The following is an 11,948-nucleotide window of genomic DNA, read 5'->3' as shown; positions in this document are numbered from 1 at the left end:
TGTGCAATGTTGCCGAGGGAGTATGCCCGCATTGGCCATCGGCACCAACACACCGGCGCCCACCACGCCGCACAATCGGGCTCCACACCACCCACCCCAGGAGCGCTTGGCATGAGCAGCATTTACGACTTCGAAGCCCAGACCATCCACGGCCAGACCGTGCCCTTGCGGCAATACGAGGGCAAGCCCCTGCTGATCGTGAACACCGCCAGTGCCTGCGGTTTCACGCCACAGTTCGGCGGCCTGGAGAAGCTGCACCAAGCGTATGGCGAGCGTGGCCTGGTCGTGCTGGGTTTCCCGTGCAACCAGTTCGGCAGCCAGGACCCGGGCAGCAACGACGAGATCGCCAGCTTCTGCCAACTGAACTACGGCGTGAGCTTTCCGATGATGGCCAAGATCGACGTGAACGGCGCGCAGGCGCACCCGCTCTACCAGTGGCTCACGGCCGAGGCCCCGGGCTTGCTGGGCAGCAAAGCGATCAAGTGGAACTTCACCAAGTTCCTGGTGGGCAAGGACGGTCGGGTGATCAAGCGCTATGCGCCGCAGGACGCGCCCGAGAAGCTGGCGTCGGATATCGAATTGGCTCTGGGCTGATCAGCCCAAAGCCTGGTCGAGCACCTCGACCCAGTGCCGCACCGGCGTGTCCGTGCCGCTCTGCAGGTGCGTGATGCAGCCGATGTTGGCGCTGGCGATCACCGCAGGTTGCAGCTCGCCCAGGTGGCCGAGCTTGCGGTCGCGCAAGGTGTGCGCGATGTCAGGGTTGAGCACCGAGTAGGTGCCGGCCGAGCCGCAGCACAGGTGGGCTTCGTTGCGCGCTACCTGCACGGTGAAGCCGAGTTCGCCCAGTTGCCGCTCCACGCCGCCCTTGAGCTGCTGGCCGTGCTGCAAGGTGCACGGCGGATGAAAGGCGATCACGCGCGAGGCATCGGGCGCCTGCCGCAGCTTCGGCCGCAGCAGCGGCACCAGCTCGGGCAGGAGTTCGCTCAGGTCGCGGGTGAGCGCGCTCACCCGCTCGGCCTTGGCGGCATAGGCCGGGTCGTCGCGCAGGATGTGGCCGTATTCCTTGACCGTCACGCCACAGCCGGAGGCGTTCATCACGATCGCCTCAACACCCTCTTCGCCCTCTTCGCCCCCTTCGATCAGAGGCCACCAGGCGTCGATGTTGGCGCGCATCTGCGCCTTGCCACCGTCCTGGTCGTTCAGGTGGAACTTCACCGCGCCACAGCAACCCGCTTGCGGCGCGACCAGGCTCTGGATGCCGGCCGCGTCGAGCACGCGCGCCGTGGCGTTGTGGATGCTGGGCATCATCGCCGGCTGCACGCAACCGGCGAGCAGCAGCACGCGGCGGGCGTGGGCGCGCGTGGGCAACGGGCCCGCCGCGCGTGGCACCGGCACCTTGTCTTTCAACACGCCCGGCAACAGCGGGCGCACCCACTGGCCGAGTTTCATCGCGGGCGCGAACAGCGGCGAGGTGAGGCCTTCCTTGAGCAGCCAGCGCACCACCTTCTCGCTGGCGGGACGTGGCACTTTTTCATCGACGATCTGGCGGCCGATGTCGACCAGGTGGCCATAGTCCACGCCGCTGGGGCAGGTGCTCTCGCAGTTGCGGCAGGTGAGGCAGCGGTCCAGGTGCAACTGCGTGCTGCGCGTGGGGGCCGCGCCTTCGAGTACCTGCTTCATCAGGTAGATGCGGCCACGCGGGCCATCGAGTTCGTCGCCCAGCAGCTGGTAGGTCGGGCAGGTGGCGGTGCAGAAGCCGCAGTGCACGCATTTGCGCAGGATGGCCTCGGCCGCACGGCCGTCGGCACGCTGCTGGTATTCGGGAGCGAGCTGGGTTTGCATTTCAGTCCAGCGTGGGAGTGGGATTGAAGATGCCTGCCGGGTCGAACTCGGCGCGCAGGCGCTGCGTGATGGTGTCCAGGGTCGGGCTGACGCGGTCGAAGCACGGCACGCCCATGGGGCCTTCGGAGCCCGCGCGAAACAGCGTGGCGTGGCCCTTCGCCTCGGCCGCGGCCGTTCGGATCTGCTCCGCCGCGCTGGCCGGCGCCCACCACCAGCGCTGCGCGCCCTGCCACTCGATCAGCGGCGTCCAGGGCAGGTCGAGCACCGGCGCGGTCTGCGGCACCGACACGCGCCAAAGGCACAGCTCGGGCGAAGGTGGCTGGAAAAAGGGCAGGCGCTGGTCGCGGCACCCGGTCCATTCGGTGGCCGCTGGTGCGGGGTCCAGCCGCGTGCCACCGGCGTCGCGCGCCATGCGTTCGCACGCCGCTTCCACCGCCGCGACCGCCCCGCGCAGACGCACGTGCAGGCGGTCGGGCGCTTCCCAACGGCTGGCGTTGAGGGGCAGCGGCTGGCCGCCCCAGCGGTGCAGTTGTTCGAGCGCGTCGTGCTGCGGCAGCGCGAACACCAAGGTGGCTTCGGCAGGCGCCACCGGCAGCACCTTGAGGCTCACCTCGGTGATCACCCCCAGGGTGCCCATGGAGCCGGCCAACACACGGCTCACGTCGTAGCCGGCCACGTTCTTCATGACCTGGCCACCGAAAGTCAGCAGTTCGCCGCGCCCGTTGATGAAGCGTGCGCCGAGCACGAAATCGCGCACCGAGCCCACGCTGGCGCGCGCCGGGCCCGACAGCCCCGCCGCCACCATGCCGCCCACCGTGCCGCCAGCGCCGAACCGCGGCGGCTCGAAGGCCAGGCACTGGCCGCGCTCGGCCAGCACGGCTTCGAGTTCATCGAGCGGGGTGCCCGCACGCACCGTGACCACCAGCTCGGTCGGCTCGTAGCTCACGATGCCGGACCAGCCGGTGGTGGACAAGGGCTCGCCCTGCACCGCATCGCCATAAAAGGATTTGGTGCGCCCGCCCCCGATGTGCAGCGGCGTGCGCGCGGCCACAGCGGCCTGGACCCGGTCGATCAGCTCGCCAGGGTGTTCTGGGTTCGTGGGGAACATGGCGGCGATGGTAGTCGCCCTGGCGCGCGCGGGCTTTGAATTTTCTGCATGTGCGCTTGCAATCCGCGCGGCCGACACGCACGCTTCACACGGCCTTGCCGTCACCGCGCTCCCATTGCGTGTCCAGCAACGCAATGGCGTCTTCGACCTCGGCCGCAGCAAGTTCGGCGAGGCTCTCGCTGCGCTGGGCGTAGAACGTCGCCACCCGCGTGGTGGGCGATCCCGGGTCTGCCGGTGGCGGTGTGTCGTCGGCCGCGAGCGGCATCGCGGCCAGCAGGGAGAGTGCGTGTTGCTCGGCCCCCAGTTCGGCCTGTTGCACCGCGTCCCGCAGGGCCAGCGTTTGCGGGTCGTCCTTGGGGATGGCGCGGCGCGCGGCGCGCAGCGGCCGCACCACCCGATCGCGCCAATCGCGCACCACCGCATCGGCCGCGGCGATCTGGCCGTCCTTCAACGGCCGCTGGTGTTGGCTGCACACGTAGGCCAGGTGCAGCAGCACCAGCACGTCCACCCCCAGGCGGTCTTGCAGCAGCAGACAGGCCTGTGCCACGCCGGGGCGGGCATAGGTCGCCAGCACGTGGCGCCATTGCTCGCTGCGCTGAAAGGGGGTGTCTATGGAATTCAACTCGGCACGGCGTCAGCGCGTGAAGCCCGCGCACATGCCCGCGTTGGGGCGGCCCTTGCATTCACGCTTGAGGCGTTTCTCTCGCGCCGCCGGGCTTTCCTCGGACGGGGCCTTGTGAAACTTGACACTCGTGGGGAGCTTGCGTTTGCCATCCGGGGCGGTCTGGGCACACAGGCCGCTCACGGCCAGGCAACTGAACAGGGCGATGGCACACAGGCGCATGGGCACACGGGGCATGACGAACTCCTCCTTGAATGTTTTAGGGCGCTCATCATAGGCCGGGCGCGCCGGGGATCCCGCGCTCAGGCCGGATAGCGCAGTTGCTCCAGCTGCAATGCGATCCCGGCCGCCTGCGCACGCAGCATTTCCAGCAGGCGCGCCTGGCGCGGCAGGAGATCGGACCCCGTGGCCGCCAGGCTCAGGGAGGCCACCGGTGCGCCCTGCGGCGAGCAGATCGCCACGCCGATGGCGGCAATGCCCGGGATGATGTCCTCCTGATTGAAACCGTAGCCCAACCGGCGAGAACGTTGCACCATGCGCCGCACCGCGGTCTGCCGCGCCTCACCACGGCGCACGATGGCCTGCAGGTTGAGGGCCTCCAACCGGGCCTGCTCGGCGCGGGGCAGCGCGATCAGCATGGCCACACCACCGGCCGACAAGCTCAGCGGGCGGCGCGTGCCCACGTCCACGGTGTAGGCCTTGAGCGCCTTGCGCCCGTCGAACCGCGCGATGCACACCGAGTCCGCGCCGCTGCGCACATTGAGGAAGACGATGTCACGCGTGTCCGCAGCCAGACGCGACAGCGCCGCCGCGGCCAGGCGATCGATCGCGAAATGCGGCGCAGCCGCCACGCCGAGTTCGTAAGCGAGCGGCCCCAGCGCGTACCGGCGCGTTCCCGGCACCCGGATGGCCATGCCCTCATCCATCAAGCACGCCAGCATGCGGTGCACGGTGGAATGCTCCAGACCGGCCTCTTGCGCCAGGTCGCTCAGGCGCCAACCGGTGGCCACCCGCATCGAGAGCAGACGCAGCAGGCCCATGGCGCGGTGAAGGCTCTGGGCACCATCGGATCGGTTGGAGGGTCTGGGCATTTTGTCCACTATACGGAATAACTGGATTCGCCGATGTCCCGAAAGCAAAGACCGCTGGAAATAATTCAAAGCACGTCCTGGCCATGTGGCCGGGCTTATTCGGAGAACGGCAGACGATGGAAACACATGAGGACTTCATGTCCACACGGCACGTCATGGAGAGCGACGTGGTGGTGCTGGGAGCCGGCGCGGCGGGCGTGGCGGCGGCGCTGGCCGCAGCGCGCACCGGCGCACGCACCACGCTGGTGGAAGCGGGGTCGATCCCCGGCGGTGAGCTGCTCAGCGGCATGGCCATCGACGGTGCGCTCAACGCACGCGGCGAATGGATCCTGGGGGGCACGGGTCGCGAATTGCTGGACGAATGCGAACGGCTGGGCGGCTACATCGGACCGCTCAACGACTGGCGGTTGATCTGGTACGTGTGCCTGGACCCCGAGGTGATGAAGCTCGCCGTGGCGCGCTGCCTGGCACGCGCCGGCGTGCGCCTGCTGCTGCACACCTGCGCCACCGGCGTGGTGCGCGAGGGCCCCCAGGTGCGCGCGCTGCACGTGCTCAACAAGGAAGGCCGCACCGAAATCCGCGCGCCGCTGTTCATCGACTGCTCCGGCGATGCCGACATCGTGCGTGCGGCAGGCGGGCAGGTGTTGCAGGGAGGACTTGCGGGCGAGCTGCAGCCGGTGTCGCTGATGTTCCGCATGGCTGGCGTGCGCACCGGGCCTTTGCTGGATTTCCTGCTCGCGCATCCCGAGCACTTCGCGCTCGGCGAGAGCGACGCGATCCGCCAGGGCCGCACCGACCGGCAACTCGCGCAGGCCGCAGCCGCACAGGCACAGCCCACGGTGTTCCTCAAGGGTGATGGCCCGCTCGTGTCCGGTGCGATCTCGCGCGGCGAGCTCTACCCGACCGCCCTCATCATGATCCAGCCCACCTCGCGCCAGCGCGGCGAGGTGTGCCTGAACTCCACGCGCGTCGGTGGCATCGATGGCACCCGCACGCAGGCCCTGAGCGCCACGCTGGCCACCTTGGCCGACCAGGTCTGGCAGTGCGCGAGCTTCATGCAGCGCCATGTGCCGGGCTTCGAACAGGCCGCGTACAGCGGCGTCGCCAGCCGCGTGGGGGTGCGAGAGACACGCCGCATCGTCGGCCACACGAGCCTCTCGGAAGACGACGTGCTGACCGCGCGCAAGCGCGAGGATGGCATCGGCAAGGGTTCGCACCATGTGGACATCCACGAGTCGGGCACGGGCCAGGTTCGCATTCCCGTGCGCGATGGAGGCTCCTACGACATTCCCTGGGGCTGCCTGCTGCCACAGGGCGTACGCAACGTCGTGGCCGCCGGGCGCATCCTGTCGGCCGATCGCGGCGCCCACGGATCGGCCCGGGTGATGGGCCCGTGCATGGCGATGGGCCAGGCGGCGGGCACCGCGGCCTCGATGCTGCTCGACAGCTCACACCACGACTTCACCGCGCTGCCGGTGCAGGCCTTGCGCGCGCGGCTGCGCGCCGACGGCGCGATCCTGGACGGCACGCACTGAACACCGCCCCACAACAACGAGGAGACACACCATGCAGAGAATCATCGCCACCCTGCTGCTGGCCGCCAGCAGCATCACCGCCGCCGCGCAGGGCGCGGCGGACTATCCGAGCGCGCCGGTGCGCATCGTGGTGCCGTTCCAGGCCGGCGGGCTGACAGACATCCTGGCACGCGCGATCGCCCAGCATGCCAGCCAGCGCCTGGGCCAACCATTCGTGGTGGAGAACAAACCCGGCGCCAGCGGCAACATCGGCGCCGACACGGTGGCCAAGAGCCGGCCCGATGGCCTGACCTTGCTGATGGGATCGATCGGCACGAACGCGGTGAATGCCCATCTGTTCTCTCGCATGCCGTACGACACGCTCAAGGACTTCTCCCCCATCAGCCTGGTGGCGAACGGCACGCTGATGCTGGTGACGAACCCCTCCGTTCCGGCGACCGACATGCGTTCGCTGCTGGCGTATGCGCGGGCCCACCCCGGCCAGCTGACCTATGCCTCCGGCGGCGCAGGCGCCTCTCAGCATCTCGCGGGCGAACTGCTCAAGACGATGGCGAAGGTGGACATCGTGCACGTGCCCTACAAGGGCGTGGTGCAGGGCGTGACCGACGTGGTGGCCGGCCAGGTCCACATGACGTTCGACCTGGCGACCGTGGAGCCGCACATCCGCGCGGGCAAGCTGCGCCCGATCGCCGTGGCCAACGCACGGCGATCGTCCGCATTCCCCGAGGTACCGACCATCGCCGAGGCCGGCGTGCCGGGCTACGAGGTCAGCGCCTGGTATGGCCTGTTCGCACCGGCGGGCACATCGCGCGCCATCGTCGACAAGCTCAATGCCGAGGTGGTGAGCGCGCTGAAGGACCCTGCCCTGCTGCAGCGCCTGAAAGCGCTAGGCGCCGAACCGGCCGGCAGCACCCCTGAGGAACTGCAGCGCTTCGTGCGCCGCGAGTACGACAAGTGGGGCAAGGTGGTGCAGCAGGCCGGCATCCGGCTGGACTGACCCCATCGCAGCCCTCAGGCTTTGCACACACCGACCAGGAGATCCCCATGCATTCACGTCCTCGCAACCCATCCACCCTCTCGCGCCGCCGATGGCTCGGCTTGGCCGCCGGCGGCGTGGCCGTTGCCTCGCTCGGGCTGGCATCCCGCACGGCCCGTGCCAATACCCCCTACCCCAGCCGCCCGCTGACGCTGGTGGTGCCGTTCTCCCCCGGAGGCGCGACGGACGTGCTCGCGCGGCACCTCGCCCGAGCCATGGAACCGCAGTTGCGCCAACCGGTGGTGGTGGAAAACCGGGTGGGCGCTGCGGGCGCGATCGCCGCAGCCCATGTGGCCAAGACCGCACCCGATGGGCTCACCGCGCTGTTCGGCGGCGTGGGCACCAACGCCTTGCTGGAATACACCCAGCTTTCCCTGCCCTACAAGCCATCCACCGATTTCGTCGGCGCGGGCAATTTCTGCTTCGTGGACTTCGTGATGGCGGTCTCGGCCAGCAGCCCTTACCGCAGCCTGGCCGACCTGCTCGCGCAGGCCAGGCGACGCCCGGGCGAGGTGTCCTACATGTCGGCCGGGCCGCTGGGCACGCTGCACGTCGCGCAGGAGTACCTCTGGAAGCTGGCCGGAGCATCCCTCAACCACGTGCCGTACAAGGGCGAAAGCCATGTGGTGCCGGACCTCGTGGCAGGCCGCGTGGACCTCGCGCTGATGACGCTCTCGCTGGCGCGGCAGTTGGAGCAGGAGGGCAAGTTGCGCCTGCTGGCCACTCTCGCACCCGAGCGCCTGCGCGCAGCGCCGGCGCTGCCCACGGTGGCCGAGCAGGGTTTTTCCGGTTTCGCGATGCCGACCTGGAACGGTGTCTTCCTTCCCCGTGGCACGCCAGCCGCCATGGTCTCGACACTCAACGCGGCCCTCAACGGCGCGCTGCGCAACGACGAGGTGACACGAAAGATCGTGGACATGGGCATCTCGCCGGCGTCGCCCAACACACCCGAACAGCACGCGCAGTTCATGGCCCGCGAGCGCGAGCGCTGGCGTGCGATGGTCGAGCGCAGTGGCGTGAAACCCGAATAACACGCCCTGGCCGCAGCGATGCCCCCGCACCACATTGCCTTCGGCGGTTTCTCGCACGAATCGAACTCCTTCGCCCCCTCGCAGGACGTGGGGCTGGACCACTTCCTGGCGCGGCGCGATCGACCGCCGCTGCTGGTGGGCGATGAGCTCTTCGACGGCCTGGCCCAGGGCAGCTTTCCCACCACGGGGTTCCTGCGGGCCATCGGCCCGGACGCGCGATTGCATCCCCTGGCCTGGGCCAGCGGTGGCGCCGGTGGCCTCGTGAGCGACGAGGCGTTCGAGCACGTCAGCGGCGCGCTGCTGGCCCGACTGCCTGCGCCGGGTGAGCTCGACGCGATCTACCTGGAGCTGCATGGCGCCATGGCCACGCCCCGTTTCGACGACCCCGAGGCCGAGTTGCTGCGCCGGGTGCGCCAAGCCGTGGGGGCGACGGTGCCCATCGTCGTGACGCTGGACTACCACGCCAACCTGTCGCCCGACTTCGCGCGCCTGATTGACGGCGCCGTGGTCTACCGGACCTATCCCCACGTCGACCGCCTGGCCTGCGGCGAGATCGCCGCCCGGCTGGTGCAACGGCTCGCGGGGCGCGGCCGCGTGCGCGGTGTCGCCCTGGTGCACCTGCCCTTCCTCATTCCCCTGCAGGCGCAGTCCACGCTCACCGAACCCAGCCGCGACATCGCCGCGCAATCGCTGGCGGACGCGGGCGACATCGTCAGCCGGTGTTACGCCGCCGGTTTTCCGCTCTGCGACACCCCGTGGTGCGGTCCCTCCGTGATGGTGCACGCCACGAACCAGGCGACGGCCGACGCGGCCTGCCATGCGCTGGTCGATCGGTTGATGGCCGCGCGCGCATCCTTTGCGGTGCGGCTCTGGCCTTGCGAAGAAGCCGTGAGCCATGCCATGCGGCGCGCGCGCGGCCCCGGCAGCGGCCCGGTGGTGCTGGCCGATGTGCAGGACAACCCGGGCGCGGGCGCGAGCTCGGCCACCACCGGCATCCTCGCGTCCCTGTTGCGGCAAGACGCCACCGATGCGGTGCTCGGCATTCTCTGGGACCCGGCGGCCGCTGCGGCCGCTCACGCCCTGGGCGAAGGCGCCCGGCTGACAGGCAGCCTGGGGGGCCATGCCGACGCCATCGACCAGCCGGCCCTGGCTGGCCCATTCGAGGTGGAGCGGCTGGGCAATGGCCGCTTCACGACCACCGGCCAGGTGGCCGGCGGCAACCCCACCGACCTCGGACCCATGGCGCTGCTGCGCCTGGGTGGCGTGCGCGTGGTGGTGAGCTCGGTGCGCATGCAGGCATTCGATCCGGCACCCTTCCACCACCTCGGCGTCGACCCGGCGCGCGCGGCCATCCTGGTGCTCAAGAGCACCTGCCACTTCCGCGCGGACTTCGGTGCCATGGCGCGCGAGATCCTGCTCGTCGAAGCGCCGGGCGACGCGGTGGCCGATCCCATGCGCTACCCCTATCAGCGCCTGCGGGCAGGCGTGGCGCTGCGCCCGTGAAAAAACCCGCGTGCCGTGAGGCAACGCGGGTCCAAACTCCAGGGAGACTGGGTGTCAGCATGGCGGCAAGCCGCCATGCCCAAGGCTCAGGGATGTTTAACGGTTGTAGGCCGTTTCGCCGTGCGAGGTGATGTCCAGGCCTTCGCGTTCGGCTTCTTCGCTCACCCGCAAGCCGACCATCATGCCCACGACCTTGTAGGCGATGAAGGAGACCACGCCGGACCAGACGATGGTCACCAGCACGCTCTTGATCTGGATCCACAGCTGCGCGCCCATCGCGTAGTCGTCGCCCTTCACACCACCCAGGCTGGCGGCGGCGAACACGGCGGTCAGGACCGCACCGACGATGCCACCGACACCGTGCACGCCGAACACGTCGAACGCGTCGTCGGCGCCCAGCAGGCGCTTGAGGCCACCCACGCCCCACAGGCAGACCAGACCGGCGATGAGGCCGAGGACGATCGAGCCCATCGGGCCGATGAAGCCGGCGGCGGGGGTCACGGCAACGAGACCGGCCACGGCACCGGATGCGGCGCCCAGCATGGAGGCCTTGCCCTTGTGCAGCGCTTCACCCGCAATCCAGGACAGCGTGGCCGCGCCGGTGGCGAGGATGGTGTTGATGAAGGCCAGACCGGCCAGGCCGTTGGAGGCACCTGCCGAGCCGGCGTTGAAGCCGAACCAGCCCACCCACAGCAGCGAGGCACCGACCATCGTGAGCGTGAGGCTGTGCGGCGTGAGCGCCTCCTTGCCGTAGCCGATGCGCTTGCCGACCACGTAGGCACCCACCAGGCCGGCGATACCGGCGTTGATGTGCACCACGGTGCCGCCAGCGAAGTCCAGCGCGCCGTCCGCGCCCAGCAGACCACCGCCCCAGACCATGTGGGCCATCGGCACGTAGCTGAAGGTGAACCAGAGGACCGAGAACAGCACCACGGCGGAGAACTTGATGCGCTCGGCGAACGAGCCCACGATCAGCGCGCAGGTGATGGCCGCGAAGGTCGACTGGAAGGCGACGAACACGTATTCGGGGATGGTCGGCAACAGGCCCGAGAGCGTGTCCGGCGTGATGCCCTTCAGGAACACCTTGTCGAAACCGCCGAAGAACTTGCCTTCGCCCGCAAACGCCAGGCTGTAGCCGTAGACGCACCACAGGATGGTGATCACCGAGAAGATCACGAACACCTGCATCAGCACCGACAGCATGTTCTTGGAGCGGGCCAGGCCGCCGTAGAACAAGGCCAGGCCGGGAATGATCATCAGGATGACCAGCATGGTGGAGGTCAACATCCAGGCGGTGTCGCCGGTGTCGAGCGTGGGGGCCGCGGCGGGCGCTTCGGCCGCCGGTGCGGCGTCTGCAGCTGCAGGGGCCGCAGCGGGCACGGCGGCAGGAGCCTCAGCAGCGGGAGCCGCAGCGGCAGGCGCCTCGGCCGGCGCGGGCGTCTGCGCGGTGGCATTGAGGCCGCCAAAGGCCAGCCCCATGCCCAGGAACAGGGTTGCAATCAGTTTTTTCATGTTGGTGATCCTTGGTGTGCTGAGGCGGCGATCAGAGCGCTTCCTTGCCGGTTTCGCCGGTCCGGATGCGCACCACCTGTTCCAGGTCGGAGACAAAGATCTTGCCGTCGCCGATCTTGCCGGTGCGGGCGGCGCCCTCGATGGCTTCGATCACGCGCTCGACGAGGTCGTCGGACACAGCGGCCTCGATCTTGACCTTGGGCAGAAAGTCGACCACGTATTCCGCGCCGCGGTACAGCTCGGTGTGGCCCTTCTGGCGGCCGAAGCCCTTGACTTCGGTGACGGTGATGCCTTGCACGCCCATGCCGGAGAGCGCTTCGCGCACTTCGTCCAGCTTGAACGGCTTGATGATGGCGGAGACCATTTTCATGCTGTGATTCCTCTTCTAGTCGGTGGGTGATGCAGGCTCGGCCCGACACCGCGGTTTGCGGATGGACCATGGAACTTCATGGCCCGGATTCAATCGCTTACACCCCCAAGCACGGACCATGCCAGCACGGTCTCACGCCATACCCGGTGGGGGTTTCCTCCGCCGCACACCGCTACATTCCTGTCCACGCGCGCACAGCCCAGGCCCCTTCCGTGGACGGAACCCCAAAGATGTGCGCACCAATCGAGTGCGCAAGGGCGCCGTCCATGGGGGCCGGCATCCGTTTTCGCAGCGCACC

The 11,948-nt window shown here is 69.1% G+C and carries 12 protein-coding genes; 5 read left to right on the top strand and 7 right to left on the bottom strand.

Translation table 11 applies throughout. The annotated features are described in order from the left end of the window. The first annotated feature begins 111 nt into the window (after window positions 1–111). Entirely contained in the window at window positions 112–594 is a 483-nt protein-coding gene (locus tag F9K07_RS01610; protein WP_159588733.1) for a glutathione peroxidase, read from the top strand. On the opposite strand, the gene glcF is transcribed toward F9K07_RS01610, so the two are convergent. The 5 genes from glcF to F9K07_RS01585 form a co-directional block, all read right to left on the bottom strand. Beyond that, complete coding sequence (glcF, locus tag F9K07_RS01605; RefSeq protein ID WP_159588731.1) at window positions 595–1,842, bottom strand: glycolate oxidase subunit GlcF; 1,248 nt, start codon at window positions 1,840–1,842, stop codon at window positions 595–597. A 1-nt stretch (window position 1,843) separates the two neighbouring features. After that, window positions 1,844–2,950, bottom strand: a complete 1,107-nt coding sequence (glcE, locus tag F9K07_RS01600; RefSeq protein WP_159588729.1) for a glycolate oxidase subunit GlcE — start codon at window positions 2,948–2,950, stop codon at window positions 1,844–1,846. 85 nt (window positions 2,951–3,035) lie between these two features. After that, window positions 3,036–3,572 (bottom strand): TIGR02444 family protein, encoded by a 537-nt coding sequence (locus F9K07_RS01595; protein ID WP_159588727.1) that lies wholly within the window; start codon window positions 3,570–3,572, stop codon window positions 3,036–3,038. Between the two features lie 12 nt (window positions 3,573–3,584). Continuing rightward, complete coding sequence (locus tag F9K07_RS01590; protein WP_159588725.1) at window positions 3,585–3,809, bottom strand: hypothetical protein; 225 nt, start codon at window positions 3,807–3,809, stop codon at window positions 3,585–3,587. Between the two features lie 65 nt (window positions 3,810–3,874). Further along, window positions 3,875–4,663, bottom strand: coding sequence for an IclR family transcriptional regulator (locus tag F9K07_RS01585; RefSeq protein WP_159588723.1), 789 nt, complete (start codon window positions 4,661–4,663; stop codon window positions 3,875–3,877). Window positions 4,664–4,800: 137 nt separating this feature from the next. Between F9K07_RS01585 and F9K07_RS01580 the strand changes: the two genes are divergently transcribed. From F9K07_RS01580 to F9K07_RS01565, 4 genes are read left to right on the top strand one after another with little or no spacing between them, the layout of a single operon-like run. Next, window positions 4,801–6,198 (top strand): FAD-dependent oxidoreductase, encoded by a 1,398-nt coding sequence (locus F9K07_RS01580; protein ID WP_159588721.1) that lies wholly within the window; start codon window positions 4,801–4,803, stop codon window positions 6,196–6,198. A gap of 31 nt (window positions 6,199–6,229) precedes the next feature. Continuing rightward, on the top strand, window positions 6,230–7,195 hold the full coding sequence (locus tag F9K07_RS01575) for a Bug family tripartite tricarboxylate transporter substrate binding protein (RefSeq protein ID WP_159588719.1): 966 nt from the start codon (window positions 6,230–6,232) through the stop codon (window positions 7,193–7,195). Window positions 7,196–7,242: 47 nt separating this feature from the next. Then, entirely contained in the window at window positions 7,243–8,265 is a 1,023-nt protein-coding gene (locus tag F9K07_RS01570) for a Bug family tripartite tricarboxylate transporter substrate binding protein (protein ID WP_159588717.1), read from the top strand. An 18-nt stretch (window positions 8,266–8,283) separates the two neighbouring features. After that, window positions 8,284–9,768, top strand: coding sequence for a M81 family metallopeptidase (locus F9K07_RS01565; RefSeq protein WP_159588715.1), 1,485 nt, complete (start codon window positions 8,284–8,286; stop codon window positions 9,766–9,768). 96 nt (window positions 9,769–9,864) lie between these two features. Here the strand turns inward: F9K07_RS01565 and amt are convergent, their stop codons facing one another. Together amt and glnK are read right to left on the bottom strand one after the other, a co-directional pair. Beyond that, the gene (amt, locus tag F9K07_RS01560; RefSeq protein WP_159588713.1) at window positions 9,865–11,280 is read right to left on the bottom strand and encodes an ammonium transporter; all 1,416 of its coding nucleotides are present in this window, start codon (window positions 11,278–11,280) and stop codon (window positions 9,865–9,867) included. A gap of 31 nt (window positions 11,281–11,311) precedes the next feature. Next, the gene (gene glnK, locus F9K07_RS01555; protein ID WP_159588711.1) at window positions 11,312–11,650 is read right to left on the bottom strand and encodes a P-II family nitrogen regulator; all 339 of its coding nucleotides are present in this window, start codon (window positions 11,648–11,650) and stop codon (window positions 11,312–11,314) included. Window positions 11,651–11,948: the final 298 nt, after the last annotated feature.

Source organism: Hydrogenophaga sp. BPS33, assembly GCF_009859475.1.
GTDB lineage: Bacteria > Pseudomonadota > Gammaproteobacteria > Burkholderiales > Burkholderiaceae_C > Hydrogenophaga.
The sequence above is the reverse complement of the archived record's forward strand: the minus strand, read 5'-3'. Positions and strand labels throughout refer to the sequence as shown.